The organism is Streptomyces sp. NPDC085596 (assembly GCF_044541565.1).
Lineage (GTDB): Bacteria > Actinomycetota > Actinomycetes > Streptomycetales > Streptomycetaceae > Streptomyces.
This window is the reverse complement of sequence record NZ_JBITTC010000002.1, coordinates 960952-986161: the sequence shown is the minus strand read 5'-3', so window position 1 is coordinate 986161 and position 25210 is coordinate 960952. Positions and strand designations below refer to the sequence as shown.

At 70.6% G+C, this 25210-nt stretch carries 17 protein-coding genes, 1 pseudogene and 1 CRISPR repeat array; of the genes and pseudogenes, 14 read left to right on the top strand and 4 right to left on the bottom strand.

The window, feature by feature from the left end:
• Positions 1 to 238 precede the first annotated feature (238 nt).
• Together ACIGA3_RS09920 and ACIGA3_RS09915 are read right to left on the bottom strand one after the other, a co-directional pair.
• Positions 239 to 1084 carry an Fpg/Nei family DNA glycosylase gene (locus ACIGA3_RS09920; protein WP_399712385.1) on the bottom strand — a complete coding sequence of 282 codons (846 nt, stop codon included), beginning with the start codon at positions 1082 to 1084 and terminating at the stop codon, positions 239 to 241.
• Positions 1085 to 1145: 61 nt separating this feature from the next.
• A complete protein-coding gene (locus tag ACIGA3_RS09915; RefSeq protein ID WP_399712382.1) occupies positions 1146 to 6092 on the bottom strand; it encodes an ATP-dependent helicase in 4947 nt (1648 codons plus the stop codon).
• Between the two features lie 100 nt (positions 6093 to 6192).
• On the opposite strand from ACIGA3_RS09915, the gene ACIGA3_RS09910 reads away from it, so the two are divergent.
• Genes ACIGA3_RS09910 through ACIGA3_RS09900 form a run of 3 tightly spaced genes read left to right on the top strand, consistent with a single transcriptional unit; the run spans position 6193 to position 8140 of the window.
• The gene (locus tag ACIGA3_RS09910) at positions 6193 to 7185 is read left to right on the top strand and encodes an AraC family transcriptional regulator (protein WP_399712379.1); all 993 of its coding nucleotides are present in this window, start codon (positions 6193 to 6195) and stop codon (positions 7183 to 7185) included.
• Positions 7083 to 7835, top strand: a complete 753-nt coding sequence (locus ACIGA3_RS09905) for an AzlC family ABC transporter permease (RefSeq protein ID WP_399712376.1) — start codon at positions 7083 to 7085, stop codon at positions 7833 to 7835. Before ACIGA3_RS09910 ends, ACIGA3_RS09905 begins: the two co-directional genes overlap by 103 nt.
• Entirely contained in the window at positions 7832 to 8140 is a 309-nt protein-coding gene (locus ACIGA3_RS09900) for an AzlD domain-containing protein (protein WP_399712373.1), read from the top strand. The genes ACIGA3_RS09905 and ACIGA3_RS09900 overlap by 4 nt, the downstream gene beginning before the upstream one ends.
• Before the next feature lie 8 nt (positions 8141 to 8148).
• Here ACIGA3_RS09900 and ACIGA3_RS09895 read toward each other — a convergent pair whose 3' ends face one another.
• On the bottom strand, positions 8149 to 9093 hold the full coding sequence (locus ACIGA3_RS09895; RefSeq protein ID WP_399712370.1) for a hypothetical protein: 945 nt from the start codon (positions 9091 to 9093) through the stop codon (positions 8149 to 8151).
• Positions 9094 to 9686: 593 nt separating this feature from the next.
• Between ACIGA3_RS09895 and ACIGA3_RS09890 the strand changes: the two genes are divergently transcribed.
• The 7 genes and pseudogenes from ACIGA3_RS09890 to ACIGA3_RS09860 form a co-directional block, all read left to right on the top strand.
• A complete protein-coding gene (locus ACIGA3_RS09890) occupies positions 9687 to 9848 on the top strand; it encodes a hypothetical protein (RefSeq protein ID WP_399712367.1) in 162 nt (53 codons plus the stop codon).
• Between the two features lie 490 nt (positions 9849 to 10338).
• Positions 10339 to 10581 carry a hypothetical protein gene (locus ACIGA3_RS09885; protein ID WP_399712364.1) on the top strand — a complete coding sequence of 81 codons (243 nt, stop codon included), beginning with the start codon at positions 10339 to 10341 and terminating at the stop codon, positions 10579 to 10581.
• A 297-nt stretch (positions 10582 to 10878) separates the two neighbouring features.
• The gene (locus ACIGA3_RS09880) at positions 10879 to 11418 is read left to right on the top strand and encodes a winged helix-turn-helix domain-containing protein (RefSeq protein ID WP_399712361.1); all 540 of its coding nucleotides are present in this window, start codon (positions 10879 to 10881) and stop codon (positions 11416 to 11418) included.
• A gap of 46 nt (positions 11419 to 11464) precedes the next feature.
• On the top strand, positions 11465 to 12028 hold the full coding sequence (locus ACIGA3_RS09875; RefSeq protein ID WP_399712358.1) for a transposase: 564 nt from the start codon (positions 11465 to 11467) through the stop codon (positions 12026 to 12028).
• A gap of 5 nt (positions 12029 to 12033) precedes the next feature.
• A complete protein-coding gene (locus tag ACIGA3_RS09870; protein ID WP_399712355.1) occupies positions 12034 to 12294 on the top strand; it encodes a hypothetical protein in 261 nt (86 codons plus the stop codon).
• A gap of 106 nt (positions 12295 to 12400) precedes the next feature.
• Positions 12401 to 12571 (top strand): DUF6233 domain-containing protein, encoded by a 171-nt coding sequence (locus ACIGA3_RS09865; RefSeq protein ID WP_399712540.1) that lies wholly within the window; start codon positions 12401 to 12403, stop codon positions 12569 to 12571.
• A 198-nt stretch (positions 12572 to 12769) separates the two neighbouring features.
• Positions 12770 to 13269 (top strand): annotated as a pseudogene (locus tag ACIGA3_RS09860) (ATP-binding protein); the annotation flags it as partial.
• Positions 13270 to 13288: 19 nt separating this feature from the next.
• Here ACIGA3_RS09860 and ACIGA3_RS09855 read toward each other — a convergent pair.
• Complete coding sequence (locus tag ACIGA3_RS09855) at positions 13289 to 13774, bottom strand: 2'-5' RNA ligase family protein (protein ID WP_399712351.1); 486 nt, start codon at positions 13772 to 13774, stop codon at positions 13289 to 13291.
• Positions 13775 to 14188: 414 nt separating this feature from the next.
• Positions 14189 to 18060: direct repeats of the CRISPR family, unit length 29 nt; unit sequence CGGTTCACCCCCGCTCGCGCGGGGACCAC.
• A gap of 257 nt (positions 18061 to 18317) precedes the next feature.
• On the opposite strand from ACIGA3_RS09855, the gene cas3 reads away from it, so the two are divergent.
• The 4 genes from cas3 to cas7e all read left to right on the top strand — a co-directional run bounded on the left by cas3 (position 18318) and on the right by cas7e (position 25210).
• Positions 18318 to 21260, top strand: coding sequence for a CRISPR-associated helicase Cas3' (gene cas3 / locus ACIGA3_RS09850; RefSeq protein ID WP_399712348.1), 2943 nt, complete (start codon positions 18318 to 18320; stop codon positions 21258 to 21260).
• Positions 21261 to 21558: 298 nt separating this feature from the next.
• Positions 21559 to 23148 carry a type I-E CRISPR-associated protein Cse1/CasA gene (casA, locus tag ACIGA3_RS09845; RefSeq protein ID WP_399712345.1) on the top strand — a complete coding sequence of 530 codons (1590 nt, stop codon included), beginning with the start codon at positions 21559 to 21561 and terminating at the stop codon, positions 23146 to 23148.
• Positions 23051 to 23977 carry a type I-E CRISPR-associated protein Cse2/CasB gene (gene casB, locus ACIGA3_RS09840; protein ID WP_399712342.1) on the top strand — a complete coding sequence of 309 codons (927 nt, stop codon included), beginning with the start codon at positions 23051 to 23053 and terminating at the stop codon, positions 23975 to 23977. Before casA ends, casB begins: the two co-directional genes overlap by 98 nt.
• 69 nt (positions 23978 to 24046) lie before the next feature.
• A complete protein-coding gene (gene cas7e / locus ACIGA3_RS09835) occupies positions 24047 to 25210 on the top strand; it encodes a type I-E CRISPR-associated protein Cas7/Cse4/CasC (RefSeq protein WP_399712339.1) in 1164 nt (387 codons plus the stop codon).

Sequence of the window (25210 nt, the reverse complement as noted above, 5' to 3'; positions counted from 1 at the left end):
GGGGACTGGGGGTGCTGCCGGTGCACTGTGTGGCCAAGGAACGGGCCGAGGGGGCCGTGCGGACGGGGCGGTGGCGCGAGGCTTGGCGGAGTACCGGGGCGGGTGGGGGTGCGGGAGCGGGGGCTGGGGTCCCTCGTTCGGGTGAGGCGGGGGCAGGGTGAGCGTGGGCTGCTTCGGGTGAGCCAAGGGCTTGGTTTTGCTTTCGCGGCTTTCGGCTTTCGGCTCTCGGCGTGCGGGGTCAGCGTGCGGGGCGCGGGTAGTGCTCCCGCCGGCGCTGGGCGGTGCCCGGCGCTGGGGCGGGGCCGCTCTGGCAGGTGGGGCACCAGTAGGTCGGGCGGTCCTGGGAGCCGTCGCCCTGGTCGGCCACGCGGACCGGGGTGCGGCAGCGCAGGCAGGGGCGGGCGGCGCGGCCGTAGACGTAGAGGTCGTTCCGGTGCAGTCCGGTGGTCTGGCGGACCGGGCGGGCCCGGTTGACCTCCAGTAGGCGCTGGGCGACGCCGGGGAGCTGGGCGGCGCGGTCGGGAGGGAGCGAGCCGACGGGGAGCCAGGGGGTCACACCGAGCAGGAAGCACAGCTCGCTCTTGTAGACGTTGCCGATCCCGGCGAGATTGCGCTGGTCGAGCAGGGCCTCGCCGAGGGGGCGGTCGGGGTCGGCGTGCAGGTTGGCGAGGGCGCGCTCCGGGTCCCAGTCCGGGCCGAGGAGATCGGGGCCCAGATGGCCCACGACGCGTTCCTCGTCCTCGGTGCGCAGCAGCTCCAGCACCGACAGGCGGTAGCCCACGGCCATGCGGTCGTCGGCGCCCAGGACGATGCGGATCTGGTGTCCGGCGCCGCCCCGCCAGCGTTCGCCCCTGCCGTACACCTTCCAGGCGCCCTCCATCCGCAGATGCGTGTGGAGGGTCAGTCCGCCCTCGAAACGGGTGAGCAGGTGTTTGCCGCGCGGGGCGGTGTTCAGCACGGTGCGGCCGGTCAGGTCGACCGTCGCGTACTGCGGCACTCGGAAGTCGCTGTGGGTCAGCACCCTGCCCGCGAGCGCGTCGTGCAGGCGCTTCGCGGCCTGCCACACCGTGTCACCTTCGGGCATGCGTCCAGGGTGCCACGGCGGGAGTCGGGACAGCCGGTCTCAGCGGCCCGGTGCGGCGGCCTCAGGCGCGCAGGCGCAGACCGCGCGGGGTCGCTATGAAGCCGGCGCCTTCCAGCAGCGTGCCCAGGGGGGAGGTCAGCGCCGCGGTGCCGTTGATCCGCTCGACGGTGACCGTGCCCAGGGAGCCCGCGCGGGCGGCCGCCGCCAGGGCCTCCGCGGCGGCGCGCAGGCGTGGGTCGTCGGTCGCGGTGCCGTCCGGGTCGGCGGGCCAGGCCAGCAGGGACTTGCCGCCGCGCTCCATGTAGAGGGTCAGCTCGCCCTCCACCAGGACGACCAGAGAGCCCGCCTTGCGGCCCGGCTTGTGTCCGGCGCCGGTGGGCGACTCCGGCCAGGGCAGGGCGGCGCCGTACGCGTTGGCGGGGTCAGCCGCGGCGAGGACCACCGCACGCGAGTCGGGGGCCGTGTCCCGCGCGCGGGGGCCGTAACCGCGGCTCGCGGGGGAGCCGTAGCCCGAGCCGCCGCGTGGGCCGCCCTGGCCGGGGGAGGCGTACGGGTCGGTGATGCCGGCCGGGCCCAAGGGGCGGGGGAGACCGCCGTCGTCCCGGTCCTGGGGCGGCCAGGCGAAGTCGCCGTCGAGGCTCGGGTGGCCGAAGCCGCCGGAGGACGGGTCGAACGCGTCGGACGCGGCGTGGCCGTCGCCGGGGAACGGCGGGAGGCTGCCGCCGCCGTCGCCTGCCGGGCTGGGCGCGGGCACCACGCGCTCGCCCCGGTCGCGGGCGTTGGACACCGCGCGGAGCCGGTCCACGGCGCCGTCCATGGCGAACTGCGCGGCGCCCAGCCCCTCGACCACATAGCCGCGCCGGGCCTGGCCGCTCTCCTCGAACACGGACAGCACCCGGTACACCGCCGAGAAGCCGCCCTCCACGCCCTCCGCGCCCACGGCGCCCCGGGTCACCACGCCGTGCCGGTCCAGTAGGGCGCGCGCCCGCGCGTGAGCGCGCACGGTGGCGTCCGGCTCGGGCGCCGGGAGGAGCGACCAGCGGCCGCCGACGGTCGGCGGGCCGGACCGGGACGCGGCGCGGGCGGCGGCGGTCAGGGAGCCGTAACGCCCGCGCGGGACATTGCGTTTGGCGCGATGGGCCGTCGCGCCGGCCGTACGGCCCGAACCCAGCAGGGCGCGCATCGGCGCCAGGGTGTCGTTGGTGAGCCGGCCCGACCAGGCCAGGTCCCACAGGGCGTCGGCCAAGTGCGCGTCGCTCGCCTCGGGGTGCGTGGTGGCGCGGACCTGGTCGGCGATCTGGCGGAAGAACAGGCCGTACCCGCCGGAGAGCGTGTCCAGGATCGACTGGTGGAGCGGGCTCAGCTCCAGGGGGTGCGGGGGCGGCAGGAGGAGCGGGGCCGTGTCCGCCAAGTACAGCGAGACCCAGCCGTCCTTGCCGGGCAGGGAGCCCGCCCCGGCCCATACGACCTCGCCCGCGGCGGTGAGTTCGTCCAGCATCGACGGCTTGTAGTCCGCCACGCGGGAGGGCAGGACCAGCTTCTCCAGCGCGGAGGCGGGCACCGACGCGCCCTGCAACTGCTCGATGGCGCGCACCAGTCCATCGGTGCCGCGCAACGCGTGACCCTTGCCGATGTGCTGCCACTGCGGCAGGAACTGCGCCAGCGCGGCGGGCGGCACCGGTTCCACCTCGTGCCGCAGCGCGGCGAGCGAACGGCGGCGCAGCCGGCGCAGCACCGTCGCGTCGCACCACTCCTGGCCGATGCCCGCTGGATGGAACTCGCCCTGCACGACCCGGCCGCTGCCGGCCAGCCGCTGAAGGGCGCCCTCGGTGACCGCCACGCCCAGACCGAAGCGGGCGGCGGCGGTCGTCGAGGTGAAGGGGCCGTGGGTGCGGGCGAAGCGCGCGAGGAGGTCGCCGAGCGGGTCCTTGACCGGTTCGGTGAACGCCTCGGGGACGCCCACCGGCAGCGCGGTGCCGAGCGCGTCGCGCAGGCGGCCCGCGTCCTCGATGGCCGCCCAGTGCTCCTCGCCCCCGACACGGACCTTGATGACGCGCCGGGCTGCCGCCAGCTCCCGCGCCCACTCCGGCTCGGCGCCCCGCTCGGCCAGCTCGGCGTCGGTCAGCGGGCCCAGCAGCCGGAGCAGGTCCGCGACGCTCTCCACGTCCTTGGCGCGGCGGTCCTCGGTGAGCCACTGGAGTTCGCGCTCCAGCTCGGTCAGCACCTCGGCGTCGAGCAGTTCCCGCAGCTCCGCCTGGCCCAGCAGCTCGGCCAGCAGCCGGGAGTCCAGGGAGAGCGCGGCGGCACGGCGCTCGGCGAGCGGGGAATCGCCCTCGTAGAGGAACTGGGCGACGTAACCGAACAGCAGGGAGCGGGCGAACGGGGAGGGTTCGGGTGTGGTGACCTCGACCAGGCGGACCTTGCGGGACTCGATGTCGCCCATCAGCTCGACCAGGCCGGGCACGTCGAACACGTCCTGGAGGCATTCACGGATCGCCTCCAGGACGATCGGGAACGACCCGAACTCGCTCGCCACCTCCAGCAGTTGCGCCGCGCGCTGGCGCTGCTGCCACAGCGGGGTGCGCTTGCCGGGGGTGCGGCGCGGCAGCAGGAGCGCGCGGGCGGCGCACTCCCGGAACCGCGCGGTGAACAGAGCGGAGCCGCCCACCTGGTCGGTGACGACCTGGTCGACATCGCCCTTGTCGAAGGCGACGTCGGCGGCGCCGACCGGGGCCTGTTCGCCGTCGTACTCCGCACCGGCCTTGGCGGGGCTCGGGTCCAGCAGGTCCAGGCCCATCAGATCGGCGTCGGGCAGGCGCAGCACGATGCCGTCGTCGGCGTGCATGACCTGCGCGTCCATGCCGTACCGCTCGGAGAGGCGGGCGCCGAGCGCGAGCGCCCACGGGGCGTGCACCTGGGCGCCGAAGGGGGAGTGGATCACGACCCGCCAGTCGCCCAGCTCGTCGCGGAAACGCTCCACGACGATGGTGCGGTCGTCCGGGACGTGCCCGCACGCCTCGCGCTGCTCGTCCAGGTAGGACAGGACGTTGTCCGCCGCCCACGCGTCCAGGCCCGCGGTGAGCAGGCGCAGCCGGGCGTCCTCCTTGGACAGCGAACCGACCTCGCGCAGGAACGCACCGACCGCGCGGCCCAGTTCGAGCGGGCGGCCCAGCTGGTCGCCCTTCCAGAACGGCAGCCGGCCCGGCACGCCCGGCGCGGGGGAGACCAGGACCCGGTCGCGGGTGATGTCCTCGATGCGCCAGGAACTCGTGCCCAGCGTGAAGACATCGCCCACGCGGGACTCGTACACCATCTCCTCGTCCAGCTCGCCGACCCGGCCGCCGCCCTTCTTCGGGTCGGACCCGGCGAGGAACACCCCGAACAGGCCCCGGTCGGGGATCGTGCCGCCGGAGGTGACGGCGAGCCGCTGGGCGCCCGGCCGGCCGCTGATGGTGCCGGCCACGCGGTCCCACACCACGCGGGGGCGCAGTTCCGCGAACGCGTCCGACGGGTAGCGGCCGGCCAGCATGTCCAGGGTGGCGGTGAACGCGGACTCGGGGAGCGAGGCGAAGGGCGCCGCGCGGCGCACCGTGGCCAGCAGGTCGTCGAACTGCCAGGTGTCCAGCGCCGTCATGGCGACGAGCTGCTGCGCCAGGACGTCCAGCGGGTTGGACGGCACCCGCAGCGACTCGATCCCGCCCGAGCGCATCCGCTCGGTGACCACGGCCGCCTGCACCAGGTCGCCCCGGTACTTGGGGAAGACCACACCGGTGGAGACGGCCCCCACCTGGTGTCCCGCACGGCCCACGCGCTGGAGGCCGGAGGCGACCGAGGGCGGGGACTCGACCTGGACGACCAGGTCGACGGCGCCCATGTCGATGCCCAGCTCCAGGCTGGAGGTGGCCACCACGGCGGGCAGCCGCCCGGCCTTCAGGTCCTCCTCGACCAGCGCGCGCTGCTCCTTGGAGACCGAGCCGTGGTGCGCGCGGGCGATCACCTGGGGGGCGCCCTGGGCCGCGCCCGAGCCGCCCATCAGCTGGGCCGGGGAGTGGTGCTCGTCCAGGGGCTCGCCGGTGGCGCGCTCGTAGGCGATCTCGTTGAGCCGGTTGCACAGCCGCTCCGCCAGGCGCCGGGAGTTGGCGAACACGATGGTCGAGCGGTGCGACTGGACCAGGTCGGCGATCTTCTCCTCGACATGCGGCCAGATCGAGGGCCGTTCCGCCTTGTCGTCGCCGTCCGCCGCCGGAGAGCCGCCCAGCTCGCCCATGTCCTCGACGGGCACGACCACCGACAGGTCGAACTCCTTGCCCGACTCCGGCTGGACGATCTCCACCTTGCCCCGGGGCGAGAGATAGCGGGCCACCTCGTCCACCGGCCGCACGGTCGCCGACAGGCCGATCCGGCGCGCGGGCTTCGGCAGCAGCTCGTCCAGCCGCTCCAGGGACAGCGCGAGATGCGCGCCGCGCTTGGTGCCCGCGACCGCGTGCACCTCGTCCAGGATCACGGTCTCGATGCCCGTGAGCGCGTCACGCGCGGACGAGGTCAGCATCAGGAACAGCGACTCGGGGGTGGTGATCAGGATGTCCGGCGGGCGCGTGACCAGCGCGCGCCGCTCGGCGGGCGGGGTGTCGCCGGAGCGGATGCCCACCTTCACCTCGGGCTCGGGCAGGCCCAGGCGCACCGACTCCTGGCGGATGCCGGTCAGCGGGCTGCGCAGATTGCGCTCGACATCGACCGCGAGCGCCTTCAGCGGGGACACGTACAGCACCCGGCAGCGCTTCTTCGGGTCGGCCGGAGGAGGGGTGGAGGCCAGCTGGTCCAGGGCGGCGAGGAAGGCGGCCAGCGTCTTGCCGGAACCGGTCGGCGCCACCACCAGCGCGTCCGAACCCTCGTTGATGGCCTGCCACGCGCCCGCCTGGGCCTCGGTGGGCGCGTGGAACGCCCCCGTGAACCATTCGCGGGTCGCGGGGGAGAAGCCTTCGAGGGCCGGGTGGGCGGGACTGACCATGTCTCCATCCTGCACCCGCCCACTGACAATCGGGCTGACCTGGGCAAACGGGACGGATCAGGGTGTGCGGCGGCCGGTGGGCGTGGCCGACAATGGGCGTATGGCGGGTTCAGGGGAGCGGGCACGGCACTGGCGGTACGCGGAACTGCCCGGAGTCGACCTGCTCCGCGCCCGCTACATCCGCAAGACCTTCGCCCGCCACACCCACGAGAACTTCGTGATAGCGGCCATAGCTGACGGCGTCGAGGTCTTCCACCACCAGGGCGCCGACGTGTCGGTGGGCGCGGGCGCCCTCGCGCTGGTCAACCCGGACACCCCGCACACCGGCCGCGCGGGCGTCCCCGAGGGCTGGCGGTACGGCGCGGTGTACCCCTCGCCCGAGGTGGTGGCCCGGATAGCGGCCGAGACCAGCACGATCCGGGGGACGCCCGGCTTCGCCGCCCCGACGGTGGACGACCCGTACACCGTCCGCCTCGTCCACCAGGTGCTGCGCGCCGCCGAGGAGGGCAACGCGCTGGCCGCCGACACCCTGCTGAGCGTCGCGGTGACCCGGCTGCTGCGGCTCAACGGCGGCACGCTGCCCGAGCGCCGGACCCGCTCGGCCGGCACCGGGATCGCCGCACGCGCGCGTGCCGTGCTGGAGGAGCGGATGGCGGCACCGCCCAGCCTGGAGCGCCTCGCCACCGACCTCGGCACCAGCCGCTTCGCCCTGCTGCGGGCCTTCCGGGACGCCTACGGCATGCCCCCGCACACCTGGCTCACCGACACGCGCGTGCGCCGCGCCCGGCTCCTGCTGGACGCGGGCACCTCGCCCGCGGAGGCCGCCGCCCTGGTCGGCTTCACCGACCAGCCCCACCTCAACCGTCACTTCACCCGGATCGTCGGCGTGCCTCCGGGGGCCTACCAGCGCGAACGCGAGAACCGCGAGAACGTGGCCGGGCGCAACAACGTACAAGACCCCGCCGGGCGGACGGCCGTAGCGTCCGGGGCGTGGCACATCGACAGACAGCACTCGCGGACAGGGCCGCCGAGGACGTGGGAAAGCCGGACAGCGCCGTCGTACGGGACGCCCTCGGGGTCGGCGTCGCCGTAGGGCTCTCCGGCTTCGCCTTCGGCGTCACCTCGGCCGGCAGCGGACTCGGACTCCTCCAGACCTGCGCGCTCAGTCTCCTGGTCTTCACGGGCGCCTCCCAGTTCGCTCTCGTAGGGGCGCTCGCGGCCGGCGGCAATCCGTTCACGGCCGCGGCGGGCGCGTTCTTCCTGGGCGTGCGCAACGCGTTCTACGGGCTGCGGCTCTCGCAGCTGCTCGCCCTCCCGCGCGCGTGGCGGCCGTTCGCCGCCCAATGGGTGATCGACGAGACCACCGCCGTCACCGTGGCCCAGCCGGACCGGCGCTCCGCGCGGCTCGGCTTCACCGTCACCGGGCTCAGCCTCTACGTGCTGTGGAACCTCACCACCCTGCTCGGCGCGCTCGGCGCGCAGGCCCTCGGGGACACCGACGCCTGGGGGCTGGACGCGGCCGGACCCGCCGTCTTCCTGGCGCTGCTCGCCCCCATGCTGACCACCTTCACCGAACGCGCGGTCGCGGCCCTCGCGGTCGTCCTGGGCCTCGGCCTGCTGCCGGTGCTGCCCGCCGGTGCGCCCGTACTGGTGGCGGCCCTGGCGGCGCCGCTCGCGTTGCTCGTACAAGGTCTGCGCGCCCGCGCCGCCCAGAAGCCGGACACCCCGGAGGAGGACCGATGAACACCTGGCTCGCCATCGGCGTCACCGCGCTCGGCTGCTACGCCGTCAAGCTCGCCGGACTCCTCGTCCCCGCGAGCGCCGTGGAGCGGCCCGTCGTCAAGAAGCTCGCCGCGCTGCTGCCGGTCGCCCTGCTGGCCGCGCTCACCGCCCAGCAGACCTTCGCCGACGGCCACGCCCTCGTCCTGGACGCGCGGGCCGCGGGCGTCGCCGCGGCGGCCGTCGCCCTTCTGCTGCGCGCGCCGTTCCTGCTGGTCGTCGCGGTGGCCGTGGTGGTGACGGCGGGGGTGCGCGCCCTCACCGGCTGAGCGCCGGGTCAGCCGATGTAGCGGCCGTACGCCCTGAGGGTGCGCAGCGCCTCGATGGTCACCCCGGCCCGCGCCTCCAGGGCCGGAGCCGGTGCCCACCGGCGCCAGCGGACCGGCCAGCCGCCGTCCTCCTCCTGCTCGGCGGCGAGGAAGTCCAGCGAGCGCTCCATCTCCTCGTCCGTGAACCACGCACGCGCCAGCGAGTCGGGGTTTCGGGCGAAGTCGTGCGCGAAGTGGTGTTCGCCGGGCGCGTAGCCGGGGGAGACCGGATACGCGTCGAGACGGTCCGGGTCCAGGGCCGCGAGCCGCCGCTCGCGCACCAGGCGGCCGAGCCGGTCGGCGGCCGCCTCCGCGCGGGCGCGGTCGGGGGCGGCGTCGAGGAATGCCACGGCGGCCTCGACCTCGTACGGATGCGACGACTCCAGGGCGTCCACGGCCTGCCAGCAGAAGTCGGTGGCCCGGAACAGCCACGCGTGCCACACCTCGTTGCGGTGCAGCAGGCCCACCACCGGTCCCGTCGCCAGCAGCTCGCTGGGCGGGTCGTCCACCACCGGCACGAAGGGCGCCAACGGATAGCCGCGCTGGCTCGGACAGACCGCGGGCAGGGCGCCGTCCACGGTGGACACCGAGGTCAGATAACGGCACACCCGCTCCACCCGCTGCCCGCCGCACCGCCCGACCGCGTCCAGCACGCGCAGCGCGCGAGCGGTGTGCAGCGGCTGGCTCACCGGACCGCGCAGATCGGGCTCCAGGGCGTGACCGTAGCCGCCGTCCTCGTTGCGGTAGGCGTCCAGGGCCCTCTCCACCGGGTCCGCGCCGCCGTTCAGGAAGTGGTGTGCGAAGAGCCGCTGCTCCAGCACGCGCGCGGTGAGCCAGACGAAGCGCTCCGCGCGGAAGAGGGGGGAGTGCGCCGGGGGCACGGAGGGGAGTGAGGGAGCACCTGATTCGGCCATGGACCAGACCGTAGGGCCACCGGCGGCCCCCGAGAACAGTCCCGGGCACTCCCGCCCCCCGAGGCGGGATACTTGAGGCATGCGGTTGACGGTCTTCTGGCAGCGGATGGCCCATCGACCTGCGCAGATTTCGTGAGCTAGGGCTATGACCAGCACTGTTGTGCGAAATCGGCAGTCCTCGCCGTCCCGGCCCGTCCCGCGTTGAGACTCCCTGGAAACCCCCTAGGGTGAGGGTGCGGCCGGGGAGTTTCGGGCTGCTGGTCTGACCAGGTGAGGACAACTCTCTGTGACTGTCTAGGTGGTTCACCGGCTGGTGCCAACTTGCGGATCGCATCAGCCGGAAGATCATTAGGCTGCCTGGCGGTGACCTTGCCTGGGAGGTATTTGGACATACCCGAGGTGGTCGTGGCTCACGTGGGCCGAGGTGGAAGCCTCGCAAGCCGAGGCGATCGTCGCGAGCATGAGTAACGTGCGACGCTTGAACAACCACTCCCGCAAGAATTAGATCTACAGGGTCTTCCGCGAGGTCGGCCGCGCCGTCCGGACGACCGTTCTGCTCCGCTACCGTCGATATGACCGGCACACCGCGTCAGATGGCTGCCCAGGGTTGGGAGCTGAGCCCCGACGACATCGCCGCGCTCAGCCCGCACCGTAGGGACAACGTGCTGCGCTTCGGCGACTACAACACCGCCAACCTCCACATCCCGGCCAGCCTGTATGACAGCGCGCTTCGCTTTCCCGCGGACGGCTTCTGACAGTGCTCCCCAGATCCATGGGAGTCGGTGAAGAACGCGCAGGTATTTAGCCACCGTCCGCTTTCCGAACGTGATCGTTTGGTTCTGACTGGGTGGGCATGAGTGCCGACTCGCGCCGGGAGAGATGGGCGTGTTCGTCCGCTCCCCTCGGTTGTGGAGATGGCTGGTGCCGTCGGCGATCGGTCTGTTGGATGCCCGAGAGAAGAAGGCCAAGGTTTTTTGAGGAGTCAGGAACTTCGCGCCGATGCCCCGGTCTCGTGGGCCGCCAGTGTCAGAGTGAGGGTCCCTCAGGTCCATTGGCCTCTTTTTCGGGCTCCACTTATTGCGTCGGCTGTTTTCTCCAGCGATGTCAACTTCGCGTAGGCGCTATCGATCGTGTGGCGTGTCACGGCATCTACCGCCTCCTTTAGTTTCCTGCAAGCGGATGGTCCGGGTGCCGGATGTGCCGTATATTGGATTGGTTCTCCGTCCGGGTGATCAGGGGGGTCCGATGTACGAGGCTACTTCCGAGGTGAATGGTGCCCTGTTGTGGCTCAGATTGGCAGGTTTCATCCTGTGCGGAATCGGGGGAATTGCTCTGGTTCTCGCTGCCGCATCCTTTTTTACCATTCGTGACCTCAAGCGAAAGGGTGATCTGGAGGATGTGTCGACACTCCGCCGGAATGGTATTATTTCAGGCATTCTCGGGTCTTTGCTGGTGGGCTCTTTCTTTGTCGTGATGATGATTCAATGACTTTGTCCAGCGATACCGTGTGGGAGCCCACGCCGCGCGGCGCCATGCCATTGCGTTTCGATGTACGGGATGCGGACGGGGTCGCCTCCCCGGGTCGCAGGTGAGGCCGAGGCTGTGCTCCATGCCGATCTCGGCGAGGCGGAGGTGTGGGTCGGCATCGTTCCCCGGCAGGCTCGGTTTCGCGCCTGCCGAGCAGAGTCGGCTCGGGGGGGCAGCCTGCGGTGCTACTGAACTTGATTGAGTGATGTCGGTGCCGTTCGCCTGACAGCTGGGTGTCGGTACCGGTAGCCCTGGGATGTGAGGTACGCGCAGGGCGGCGGGCTGACCGATGCCGAGAGGACCACGCGGGAGCGGTTACGGCTCCAGGCCGTGGGCTGCCTCGAGGGTGGGCAGAAGACCGCGGAGATTGCCGTTGCCCTGCGGATCAGCGTGCGGTCGGTCGAGCGGTGGCGCCGAGCCTGGCGCGAGAGTGGAGAAGTCGGGGTTCTGTCGAAGGGGTCGCCGGGAAGGCCTCGGCTCAGTGAGGCCCAGATCGCGAGGCTGGAGCGGGAGTTGGAGCGCGGTCCGCTGGCCCACGGGTGGGCGGACCAGCGGTGGACGCTGGGGCGGATCAAGACGTTGATCGGTCGGCTGTTCCATGTCTCCTACACGGTCGAGGACACCTGGCGGCTGCTGAAGCGGCACGGATGGAGCTGGCAGCAGCCCACCCGGCGGGCGATCGAGCGCGACGACGACGCGGTCGAGGTGTGGAAGAAGGAGACCTGGCCGCGGGTAAGACCGTCGCGGCGGAGCGCGGGGCCTGGATCGTCTTCGAGGACGAGGCCGGGCAGTCGGTGACTCCGCCGCGCGCCAGACCTGGGGCCGGATCGGCCAGACCCCGGTCGTGAAGGTGAGAGGCCGTGGCTCCGGGCGGGTGTCGATGGCGGGCATGGCCTGCTACAAGCCTGGCGAGCGGTCGCGGCTGATCTACGCGATCCGCGAGTATCGGGGGCGCAAGGACGAGCCGAAGGGCTTCGGTTGGCGGGACTTCCGCAACCTGGTCATCCGTGCCCGCCTCCCGCTCGGCGGTCCGATCGTGCTGGTCTGGGACAACGTCCGTCTGCACCTGACAGCGGGCATGCGGGAGTTCATCGACGCTAACGCCGAGTGGCTCACCGTGTTCCAACTGCCCACCTATGCCCCCGAGCTCAATCCGACCGAGGGGATCTGGTCGCTGGTCAAGCGCGACATCGGCAATCTTGCTGCGGCCGACCTCGGCCAGATCACCCGAACCGTGAAGCGCCGACTGAAGCAGATCCAATACCGGCCGCAGGTGGTCGACGGCTGCCTTGCTGGCACGGGTATGGCCCTCGGCATGGACGAACCGGAGAGCCTCTGCGAGCCGAAGCCCTGGCCTCCCGTCGATCCGCGCGCCACTGGTAGCGATCAGGTTGCTGCGCTTGTATAGGCGCAGTGAGCCGAGAACTCACCTTCGAAGATGTAGTCAATCCAACGCCTGAGGAGATGACCGCCTGGGCCTATGCGCCTGAAGCGCAACCCCCGGTCTCCCAGGACTGGGACATCATCGCCACACGCCCAGCCTTCGGCTCCCTGTTCCTGACCCTCACCGCGGACAGGAAGTGCCCCCACCGCCGTTTCTTCCTTTGCTGCCTCTACCTCCTGGCCGGCGACGCCGTGCGCACGCGCTTCCAGACCATGCCTGAGGCAAGCTGAACGGGCTGACCGACGAGGCGATGGCGACCGGAGAAGCGTGGGTCAGCACTTGGGCGGCACGCAGCGGCGGCGCAGCGAGCAGGCGCGGCCCGCGCCGCCCGACTGGATGGTGCAGCGGGGCGCGACCCCCGCCGTGCACTGCGGTGACTGCCCGATGGCGGTGAAGAACGCCCGGTGCCCCCCTGCATCGCGGGAGCAGGCCCTCGACGCCCTCCGGCAGGGGCCTCTGCCTGTCCGCATTGCCGCCCGGAGTCGCTTCTCGGCTTCCTTGAAGTAGGCAACCGCGCGCACGGGTGCGGCGAGGGCCGGGACGGGAAGTCGCCGGTCAGGCGGTGAGGGTGGCGTCTGCTGCGGGGTGAGGTCGTCACGCACCCGTACGAAGCGGACTGGGTGGCGGTAGCGGCCTGCGCTGATCGAGGTGTCGGCGATGAACTCGGCGACCAGGTCTGGCTGGACAGGGTGGTACTCCAGCTCGCCGCGGGCTCCCCAAACCCTGGCCTCGTGCGACTGGTCCGCAAAGGGCTGCCGCTGTGTCTGATCGGCGACAGCGGCACCGGCAAGTCACACCTGCTGATCGCGCTGGGCACCGAGGCCGCGATGGCCGGCTTCCGGGTCAAGTACGTCCTGGCCACCAAACTCGTCAACGAGCTCGTCGAGGCCGCCGACGAGAAGCTGCTGACCAAGACCATCGCCCGCTGCGGACGCGTCGATCTTCTCTGCATCGACGAGCTGGGCTATATGGAGCTGGACCGGCCCGGCGTCGAGCTGCTGTTCCAGGTTCTGACCGAGCGCGAGGAGAAGAACAGCATGGCCAGCGCCTCCAACGAGTCGTTCTCTTCGTGGACCAAGACGTTCACCGATCCCCGGCTCTGCGCGGCCATCGCGGACCGCCTCACCTTCGGCGGCAACATCATCGAAACCGGCAGCGACTCCTACCGTCTCACGCACGCCAAGGCCCAGCTGGGCGGCGGCTGACCGATGGCCAACAGAGGGATCACCGGAGCGCGAACGACGCTCGCTGCTGCCACCTTGTTCCGTCGTGGACCATCAGATCGACCGACGACACGCGGGCAGTGACGGGAAGCCGGCTGCGAAGGTCAGCCTCGGTCTCCTCCAGCACGGCATCGTTTTGCCCCTGGGCGATGGTCAGATGCGGGACGACCTCGTCGAATTGCCCGCCGAACGGCGGGGCCTCCGGCCACCGGTCCGCGATCGCCTCGGTGAGCCGGCGGAACGGGATGTCCGGTTCGGGGACGAGATGCAAGATCCCCGGGAATCGACCGCAGTGTTCGAACCGGGCCTCGAAGAGCCGGTGACGCCCGATCACTTCTCCGATGGCAGCGCAAGCACCGCTGTTAATGCGGCTCTCGTCGAGGAACGGGAAGAGGACGGTGACATGGGCCGGAACACCTGCACGGGCTGAGGGGTCCAGCCGCTCACGCCATGTTCGAACAGCAGGTTCTGCCTCGGGGACCCTCACGATGAGTCCCCGACTGCCCTGCCTGAAACTCACCGGAGTCGTCGCTTGCCATCGCACATATGTATCAGCGAGCCCAGAACGGCAGCGACCCGATTGCGAACGCGGGCGGTTGAACTCGCGGTCGACACCCAACGCGACCCTCACTCAGGTGGGGCCAATCAACTCGTTCACGACGAGCACCCAAGATCGCTAATCGGGGCCAGCGGACTCGTTCCCCTGAGGCCAATCGACTCGTTCGAAGCCAAGCCCCAGTTCGGCAGCGCCGAACATCTCTACCCGCTCGGCGGTCCCGGCTATGTCGAGGAAGTTGCGGCGAACGTCCAGCTGGTGTCCGTCCCCCGGGCAGGACTGGATGAGCACGTGCCCGGCGCGCAGGGACCACCACAGCGTCAGGCGCCGCGAGTACCGGGCCGCCGGATCACCCCCGCTCGCGCGGGGACCACGAAGAGAAGAAGCCCAAGAAGAAGTGGTCCACCGGATCATCCCCGCTCGCGCGGGGACCACACCTGCACAGTCCGGCCCTGCAAACCGTTGATCGGTTCACCCCCGCTCGCGCGGGGACCACGCCACCCTGCTGGGCGCGATCGTCTCCGGCCGCGGTTCACCCCCGCTCGCGCGGGGACCACCTGATCAAACCCCCGTCGGCACGAGTCGGTGACGGTTCACCCCCGCTCGCGCGGGGACCACGACCACGGGGGTGCGTAGCGAGTAGCGGAACCCGGTTCACCCCCGCTCGCGCGGGGACCACCGCCCGGGCAGGGCGGAGAACTGCGCAGTGTACGGTTCACCCCCGCTCGCGCGGGGACCACTCCGTCCTACGTGGTTCTCGTACATGCTCACGCGGTTCACCCCCGCTCGCGCGGGGACCACATGCAGCACTCGGAGTGAAACGAGGAATCAGACGGTTCACCCCCGCTCGCGCGGGGACCACGCAGCAACGGCAGTGGGGGCCGTGCTGATCGGCGGTTCACCCCCGCTCGCGCGGGGACCACGGACCAGGCGTACGTGCCGGGTGGCTACGGGACGGTTCACCCCCGCTCGCGCGGGGACCACGGGCTCGTCGGGGAGTCGGACGGGGCCTCGGTCGGTTCACCCCCGCTCGCGCGGGGACCACGACACCGCTGGCGGGCTCCCCGCCGTGATGTCCGGTTCACCCCCGCTCGCGCGGGGACCACGGCTGCATGGACGCAACGACTCTGTCCGCGAACGGTTCACCCCCGCTCGCGCGGGGACCACGCCCTCGCCCAGGACAATGCCAGCACGACCGTCGGTTCACCCCCGCTCGCGCGGGGACCACGACGACGCCGGCAACGTGACCAAGACGGGAGGCGGTTCACCCCCGCTCGCGCGGGGACCACGCGCCCAGAGCCCGCAGCCGATCGAGCGACCCGGTTCACCCCCGCTCGCGCGGGGACCACGGAGCAGTACCCGCTCCCCACCCGGACCGCCTTGGTTCACCCCCGCTCGCGCGGGGACCACGCCCCGGAGCACATCCGTGCCGGGCTGGCGAACGGTTCACCCCCGCTCGCGCGGGGACCACTATCCGTGGGCGATCGACCGGGTGGCGACGGACGGTTCACCCCCGCTCGCGCGGGGACCACCTGGTAGAGCTGGAGTGAGCCCGGTTGCGAGGCGGTTCACCCCCGCTCGCGCGGGGACCACAACGCCGCATGCAGGGCCTCGATGGCCAGCGTCGGTTCACCCCCGCTCGCGCGGGGACCACACCGGCCGTCTCCTGGACGCCGCCGACATCGCCGGTTCACCCCCGCTCGCGCGGGGACCACGTCACCGGAACCGGCTACAGCAACCTGACCAGCGGTTCACCCCCGCTCGCGCGGGGACCACGAGTCGCGTGGCAGCGGCCAACGCCACCAGCTCGGTTCACCCCCGCTCGCGCGGGGACCACCTTCCAGGTCAGCCGGTCGGCGTGGCCCGACTTCGGTTCACCCCCGCTCGCGCGGGGACCACTGCTGCCAGGTGAGCGAGCGGCCCAGCGCTTCCGGTTCACCCCCGCTCGCGCGGGGACCACTCAGCGCGCACGCTGGGCCGAGTACGCCGCCGCGGTTCACCCCCGCTCGCGCGGGGACCACGCGATGGCCCTGATCTCGAGCAAGGGCGGGAACGGTTCACCCCCGCTCGCGCGGGGACCACGCCGCCGGTCAGCGAGCCGGGAGGTCAGGCGGCGGTTCACCCCCGCTCGCGCGGGGACCACGCTCACGGCCGCTTTAGCCTCTGAGACTTTAGCGGTTCACCCCCGCTCGCGCGGGGACCACATCCCAGGATGAGTGGTGACACCCGCGCCTGGCGGTTCACCCCCGCTCGCGCGGGGACCACGTCATTGAGGACGCGCACAAGGGCGGCGGCCTCGGTTCACCCCCGCTCGCGCGGGGACCACCGTGGCGGTCGCCGGATCGGTGAGGCTGGTCTTGGTTCACCCCCGCTCGCGCGGGGACCACCCATACTTTCGGCGCAGAGCGCGGTCGCGCTGCGGTTCACCCCCGCTCGCGCGGGGACCACGTCGGTCACTTCGCGCCCTTGGCCGCCGGCTCCGGTTCACCCCCGCTCGCGCGGGGACCACGAACGCGGGGAGATCCCGGCGGCCTCGGCGGCCGGTTCACCCCCGCTCGCGCGGGGACCACTCGACGAGCATGCCCTTCAGGCCGCCCACCATCGGTTCACCCCCGCTCGCGCGGGGACCACATCGTCAGTGCAACTCCGGCTCCGCCCGCCATCGGTTCACCCCCGCTCGCGCGGGGACCACGAGCCGGCGGTCAGGGTGTAGACCCCGTTCCCCGGTTCACCCCCGCTCGCGCGGGGACCACGTGAGGCGGGTGTGGTCGGGCTGGTCGACTGCCGGTTCACCCCCGCTCGCGCGGGGACCACGTGGCTCCTCGGTCGGTGTCTGGCGGGAAGGGCGGTTCACCCCCGCTCGCGCGGGGACCACCGGACAGCGGTGGGGATCATCAGAGCGTTTCTCGGTTCACCCCCGCTCGCGCGGGGACCACTCTCCGGCGTGGCGTTCATGATCTGTGCCTCTCGGTTCACCCCCGCTCGCGCGGGGACCACTCCGCGAGCTGCTGCACCTCGCGCTGCTGCCACGGTTCACCCCCGCTCGCGCGGGGACCACTTCCCACCAACTCTGGTCGCACCATGACGCCCCGGTTCACCCCCGCTCGCGCGGGGACCACCACGCGGCTGACGCGGTGGCGGTATACGACCACGGTTCACCCCCGCTCGCGCGGGGACCACCAAGCAGGCCGGCCGCTGGATCATCGACCAGACGGTTCACCCCCGCTCGCGCGGGGACCACCGTCTGGGCGCGGGCGGCGTCCCAGGTTCCCCCGGTTCACCCCCGCTCGCGCGGGGACCACCGTCTCTGGGTGGATCACAAGGGCCGCCGCGTCGGTTCACCCCCGCTCGCGCGGGGACCACACCTCGGCGTCAGTGCCGGTGCAGCCCGCGGTCGGTTCACCCCCGCTCGCGCGGGGACCACCCGCGCTGGACGGGCTGGACGACCTCCCCGACAGGTTCACCCCCGCTCGCGCGGGGACCACCATGGCGCGGAGGAGTGGGTGCCGCTGGGCACCGGTTCACCCCCGCTCGCGCGGGGACCACTCGGGCGCTTAGCGCAGGCCGCCGATGGTGATCGGTTCACCCCCGCTCGCGCGGGGACCACTGAGCGGCGGCGATGTAGCGGGTGCCGGACTCCGGTTCACCCCCGCTCGCGCGGGGACCACGTACCAGTCCAGGAACGCCGGGGTGCCGGGGGTGGTTCACCCCCGCTCGCGCGGGGACCACGTGGACGGGTCGATCTTCCCGCGCTGCCACTCCGGTTCACCCCCGCTCGCGCGGGGACCACGGGTGGTACCAGCACATCGCAGACATGCTGTACGGTTCACCCCCGCTCGCGCGGGGACCACGTCGCCCTGCCGCCCATCTACGCCGCCCGCCTCGGTTCACCCCCGCTCGCGCGGGGACCACAACTGGGCCTGCGTGTGGGCGGCGTCGCCCACCGGTTCACCCCCGCTCGCGCGGGGACCACCCCACCGACCGGAAGGAGCCACGCACATGGCCCGGTTCACCCCCGCTCGCGCGGGGACCACCGCACGGCCGGACTCGCCCTCGGGTTCTACCACGGTTCACCCCCGCTCGCGCGGGGACCACTTGGCGACGGCGTCGTGCGCCTCGCGCAACAGCGGTTCACCCCCGCTCGCGCGGGGACCACACGGGTGGCCTCGGCGAGCAGGGCCTGCACGGCGGTTCACCCCCGCTCGCGCGGGGACCACACTTCATGAGCTGGGCGTTCAGACGCCCTTTGCAGTCTCTTTACCGATCCGCTCGTTCATCGCCATCATCGCCATCATCGTGGCACAAGGCAGTAGCAGTTGGCCGTGGAGCCACGCACAACCGGGCACGTAGGCTGCCATGGCGCACGCCCTGCGGGTGGGGACTCGTCCCTGAAAGGTGCTCTGAGCAGCTTCTTCCTCTCAATGTCAGTGCCATGTGGTGCACTTTCGACCACAAGCCAGATGGGGAGAGTGCCGTGGTCGATACGCGGATTCAGGGCAAGGCAGCTGGGTTGGTCGATCCGTATCCGGCGGTGGGTCATCTTCTGGACAGCGCCATGGTCGGAGGGGCGGTCTGGGATCACTGCTTGAGTCGACGGCAGCAACAACGCATCGCGAAGTCCTTAGAGTTGAGCGAGGCGGATGCCCGACGGACGGTGATGTTCTGGACTGGACTGCATGACCTTGGGAAGATCACTCCGCAATTTCAGGACATGATCCTGAGGAAGCGCCCAGATCTTGCCGCTTTCCTTAATGAGCCGGCCTACGGGCACGACCGTTCGGGCGACAGCAAGACGCAGCGCATGAGACACGAGTACGCCACCCACGCGGCTTTGCCCTCGCTGTTGGTTGCCCTCGGCTATCCACAAACGGGCTTGCCCATGTCGTGGTTGCTGACGCAGATCGCGCAGGTGCTCGGTGGTCACCATGGCCGTTACCCGCGTGACAATGACCGGTCACACCTGCGTGATCCCTTGCAGTCGCTGCCTGAACTGGGGGCGGGGGAGTGGGCCGAGCAGCGGCGGAAGCATGTTCAGGCGCTCTACGAGGTGCTCGGCCTTTCGTCGGTTCCCCAGTCTCGGGCGCTGCCGGCAACCGATGCGGTCGTCATCGCCGGAATGGTGATCGTCGCGGACTGGATCGCAAGCCAGGAACACGTCATCATCCGCCAGCAGCGATATGACCGCGGAGCCGATGGCTTGGACACGTTGACGGGACTGAAGGCGCACGCGCAGCGAATGGAGGCCATGGCACCGAGGCTGCTGGACGAAGCCGGCCTGGGACGGGCCGCGTTCAAGCAGGGAAGCTTCCGCGACCTGTTCCCGGCCATTACGACGCCCCATTCGCTCCAGCTCAGCGTCGAAGCAGGACTGGCCCGGGCCCGGCTGACCGGACCAGGAATTCTCCTGGTCACCGCCCCCACCGGCGAGGGCAAGACCGAGACCGCACTGTACGCCGCAACGCTGATGGGGCACGCCAGCGGCACCAGCGGCATTTTCTTCGCGTTGCCCACACAGGCCACGGCCAATCAGATGCACGGTCGCCTGACCCGTTTCGCCCGCGAGAACCTGTTGCACTCGACGCAGTTGACTCTCCTGCACGACATGGCGGACCTCTACGCCCCCTATACCGATCCACAACCCGGGCATGCAGACAAAAGGCAGGCGTCCGGCGACATCGAGCCACGCGTGCTGTCCGACCACGCTCCGAATGCCGACTCGGCGGACGGGGTATCGGTAGAAGCTGGGCGTTGGCTGCGCACCCGGGGGCGCGGCATCCTGGCCCCCTTGGCTGTCGGGACCATCGACCAAGCCCTGATGGGCATTCTCCCGCTCAAGCGGAATGCTTTGCGGCACTTCGGGCTTGCGGGCAAGACGGTCATCATCGACGAGGCACACGCGTATGACGCGTACACCCACTTGCTGATGCTGCGCCTGCTGCAGTGGCTCGGTGCCTTGCGAGTGCCTGTGGTGCTACTCTCCGCCACGCTGACCGGGGACATTGCCAGTGGAATGGTCCGCGCGTACCTCTCCGGAGTCAGCAAGGCCGCTGCCGAACGCGAGCTGCCTGCTCCCGCCTACCCCGGATGGATCTACGCCCCAGCGGACGAGGGTCCCCTCCTGAAGCCCGCCGAAGCGCTCGTCAGCGAACAGCGCCGCAGCCTCCAGATCGAGATCCGTCGCGTCACCCACACCTACGATCCCGCCACGGCGGACGGACGGCATGCCGCACTGCTGGAGGCGCTGCACGATGTCGCCGCACAGGGGGGCTGTGCGGCAGTGATCTGTACGACGGTTGCCGAAGCGCAGCAAACCTTCGAGGCCCTACGTACCCACTTCAGAGCCACGTTCGGCGACGGCTATCTGGGATGGGACGACCGGGTGGACGGCGAGGCAGAGTGTCATGAGGCGGCCGCCGGCCCACACCTACGGCTGCTGCACTCGCGATTCGCGGCCGGCAGACGGGCAGCCCTCACCGCTGAAGCCGAGTCATGGTTCGGACGAATCGACAAGCCCGGAACCAAGCGGCCGGACGGGGCCAGGGGAGCGATCCTGGTCGCCACGCAGGTGATCGAGCAGTCCCTCGACCTGGACTTCGACCTGGTCGTGTCGGACCTGGCTCCCATGGCAATGCTCCTGCAGCGAGCCGGCCGCCTCTGGCGTCATCGAACTCCCGCGCCGTCACGCCCCGACTGGGCACGCGAGCCCAAGCTCCTCGTCCTCGCTCCCGTCAACAACAAGGGCGAGTTGGCGGTTCCGTCATCATGGGGGGAGGTCTACGCGCCGTCGCTGCTGCAGCGCACTCTGGAACTCCTGGAGCAACGTGACGGGGCGGCGGTGAAGGTCCCGGACGATGTGCAACAACTCGTAGACGGTGTGTACGCCGAAGAGTTTCCTTCGGCTGCTCCGGAGAAACTGATGGAGCGCGACTTTCGACGTCTGGCCGAGGACATGGCACGATCCGGCCTGGCCGACATGGTCGCCGTCCCCCCTCCTGGCAAAGTGCGCTCCCTGTACGTCCTCACGACCAGTGAGGCGGATGAAAACTTGGTCCGCACCCGCCTGGGGGTCGATGCCGTCCAGGTCTTGCCCGTTTTCGAAGATGACCACGGGCAGTGGCTGGACGAAGCGTGCACGGTTTCGCTGCCGATCTCGGGTAGTGGGCCGGACGGCCGCTTCACCGTTCGAGAGGTCCGTGAACTACTCCTCTACGTGGCGCCGTTGGCGCACGGGCCTTGGCGTGCAGCCTGCGGGCCGGCACAAGATCCACCCGCCGGGTGGGCCAAGGAGCCCCGACTTGCTCCCTTGGTCCTCCTTCGGCACCGGAGCAAGGGTGGGGGAAGTCGGCAGGGTGTGATCGTGGGGGACCTGTCCATCACGTACGACCGGACACTCGGGGTGATCACCGAACGCCTGTGACGACGCAAGTACTCATCTTCTGCGTTCGGCTGCGGAGACTACCGAGGAAGGTCTACGGTCTCTTCGTGGCCACGGTCGCGGCGTCCGAACCCCGGCATCCAGTCGGGCGGGCGTCCCGACCACCCCCGCTCGCGCGGGGAGCGATGAGTCGGGCTGATCTCCCGCCCCAAGTGCCCATCGGTTCACCTCCGCCTGCGCGGAGTCTCTCCGCCGTCTGCGGAGGTTCTCAGACTACGTCTCTGTCGTAGCCCTATCCCACTTCCTCGTCACCCTCTTGTCGATTGAGGTGCCGTGCACCATGCCTGAAGCCGCGGGTCCGGATGCCCGCTATCCGCTCGACCTGATGCCCTGGGTGCCTGTGCTCACTCGGGAGGGCCTCACCCGGAGAGTAGGGCTGCGCGATCTGTTCCTGCAGGCGCGGGAGTTCTCACAGCTAGCCGTCGCATCACCTCCCGCTGCCGCCGCGTTGCTGCGCGTGCTGTGTGCGATCGCGGCTCGTCTGGTGGGCCTCGATCGCACGGACGATCCGACCGATGACGACTGGTGGTACCGCCGTTACGACCTGTTGGACTCCGGTTCAGGATTCTCAGAAGACCGCGTACACGCTTACTTCGACCGGCACGCGGCCGGGCTCCGTCTCTACGACGAGGATCGCCCGTTCCTGCAGGACAGTCGTCTCGCTCGAGAATGCACTTCGACATCCGGCGTCAACAAGCTCGTACTGGGCCGGCCATCGGGGAACAACCAGGTTTTCTTCGGCCACTTCACCGATGACACGGCGGTGCCCCTGCCGTCCGAGGAGGCCGTTCTCCATCTCCTCGCCCAGATGTATTACGGAGCGTCGGGGCAGTGCACGCCTCGCACGGTCGAAGGTCAGCGCTTCGGCAACACGATGGCCGGACCGTTGCGGCGGGTGCTTTCATGCCACCCGTTGGGCCGGAACCTCTACGAGACGCTACTCCTGGGCATCCCGGCCCCTGACAACTGGCCGGATCAAGCTACAGAAGAGTTCGACGCCTGTCCCTGGGAGGAAGAGCACAGGCCCCCGGACGCCCTGAAGCCGCCGAAGCCTGCGGCCGGGCCGATGCAGATGCTCACCGCACGCCACCAGCACGCCGTTCTGCTGAAGCCGTCCGATGACGGGACGAGCGCTGTGGACGCAACGATCACCTGGGCGCTGCGTGGTCTTCGGCCGCCCTGCCGCGACCCGTACCTCATCTGGGACGAGAGCAAGGAAGGCACGCTGTATGCGCGCCGCGCGGATGCGAAGCGGGCACTGTGGCGGGATCTGGACGCCTTGATCTTGCAGGACCGAGGCGGGCAGAGTCGGAGGCCGCTGATCTTCGACGGCTTGACCGACCTGCAGTTGCCTGCGGAGGTGTTTCAGTACCTGCGTGTCGTCGCCCACGGGTTCGATCAGGACGGCCAGACGCGGGACCGCTGTCACTTCACTGCGGCCACCCCCCCGCTGTGCGCGCTACTGGCGTCCTCGGATCGCAGGTCGGACTCGGAGCTCGCACGCGGTGTGAAGGACGGACGCGAGGCAGCCGAGCTTGTGGCATGGCGGCTGGAGACCGCTCTGAGCAAGGCGTGGAGGACCTACACACTGCCGTTCAGCGATGACAAGCCGAGGCGGAGCTCGCAAAAGGGCAAGGACCGCGGACCGTGGCCGGAAGCGGCGCTGTCAGCGTACTGGCCGGCCGCCGAGGAGTGCTTCTGGGAGCTCGTTGACAACGAGGACTTCAGCAGTGCCCTTCCCGCCTTCGGCCGGATCGCCCTGCGCATCTTCGATGGCACCACATCTGCCGTCGCATCACAGCCGCGAGGCGCGAAAGCCCGGGAAGGTGCCCGCGGCCTGGTGCGCAGCCTTCTCGACAGCCGTACTTGACCACCAGCGGTTGATTTCTCGTGCACGACTTTCCTGCCGGCAAGCACATCGCCCCGTCCAGAGAGAAGGACCGATGACCGACGTCGCCGACACAGCCAGCCCCTCGGCTTCGGACCCAGCCGCACAACCCGCTCCCCGGCACGAGAAGCTCAGCGGCTACGACACCTTCGTCACACAGGTGCAGCAAGCGTGCCTGAGTCCGGGGGTGCAGCAGGCACTTCGGGCCGGCCTGGGCCGTCCGCTACACGAAATCCCTGCTCGGACGTTCGCCGCGTTGCTCCGCCGTGGTCTCGTCCCTGATCACGTGTATCCCGCGGACAAACGGGCGTACTACGCGGTGGCTTCTCTGATCGCCGCCCGTCCTCGTGCTGCACGACGAGCGGACGCCCCCGCGCGAGGCGATACGCAGCTCGATGAGCACAGCGATGTGTCGGCGCCCGCTGTTCCTCCGGTCGAGATGACGCTGACCTCCAAGAGCACCGCACCTGAGAAGGCTTCCTGGGGAACGAGCCTGGGCGAGAGCCTCGCAGGAGTGAGCGCCCGGCGGGTGAGCGCCGCTGAGCCGACGCACGCAGTAAGCACGTCAGCCGATCCGCACAAGGTGAGTGGCGTCGAACAGCGGCTGCACCTGCTGGTCCGGCAGGACATCGACGGCCTCCACCGCATGATGCCCGGTGTCGTACGCCAGCTGAACTCCGCCGGCATCCCGGTGGACTACGGCCGACTCCTTCACGACATCCTGCGCTGGCCCCGTTGGCGGGACGAGACGACCCTGCGCTGGCTGGAGGACTACTACCGCACCCGGCGCCGCACCGAGCGACCCGCCTGACCGCGGGGGCGCTCTGACCCGTACCCCGTATGCCCGTGCACTCCTGTGCCCAGAACAGAGGAAGGCGACATGACCGCACCGCACACCCCTGCCATCGACACCCGCAGCCCCCGCTATCTCGACGTACACATCCTTCAAACGCTGCCGTTCAGCAACGTCAACCGAGATGATCTCGGTTCACCGAAGACGGTCACGTTCGGGGGGACGACGCGGACCAGGGTGTCCAGCCAGGCATGGAAGCGGCCCACCCGGCTCGCGGTCGAGGCCAGGATCGGGCAGAAGGCCCGACGCACCAGGAGGGTGCCGCTGCAGGTCGCCAAGATCCTTGCCGAGAACCGGGGCTGGCCCGAGGATCTCGCCGAACTCGCCGGTGTCCAGATCATTAAGTCGACCGAGACGAAACTCGACCTGGAGGACAACGACACCACCGCGTCACTGCTGTTCCTCCCGGACGAAGCAGCCGGGGCGCTGGCAGACATCGCCGAGAAGCACCGGGACAAGCTCGAAAAGGTACTGGGTTCCAAGAACGCCACGAAGCCGCAGCTCCCCAAGGAGGCGATCCACGACATCCTCCGGTCCCGCAACGGCTCGATCGCCCTCTTCGGCAGGATGCTCGCTGAGATCCCCGGCGCGGGCGTGGACGGGGCGGTCCAGGTCGCCCACGCGTTCACCACGCACAGCACCTCCGTCCAGGCGGACTTCTTCACCGCCGTGGACGAGGTCGACACCTGGGCCTCCGACGCGGGCAGCGCCCACATGAACACGGGCGAGTACAGCAGCGGGGTCTTCTACCGCTACGCGACCCTCGACCTCCACGACCTGACCCGTAACGTCCCCGACCAGGAGATGGCTCACGAACTGGCTGCGGCCTTCCTGACCGAGTTCATCCAGAGCCTGCCCTCCGCGAAGAAGAACTCCACCGCCCCCCACAGCATCCCCGACCTGGTGCACGTGGCGGTCCGGTCCGATCGCCCCGTGTCGCTCGCCGCGGCCTTCGAACAGCCTGTGCAGGCCGGACGGACCGGCTGGGCCCAAGCCTCGCGCACGGCCCTGACGACCTACGCCGCCAAGGTCAACACTCTCCTCGGTGACACCGGACGCGTTCACAGCGCCTACGCCGGAGTGGACGACGCCGGGTCTCAGGCTCTCGGCGGGCGCGCCGAGTCCTTCCCCGCGCTCGTCGTCGCCGGCCTCGCCGCCGCCTTCGCCCGATCGGGAGGCGCGCAGGCGTGA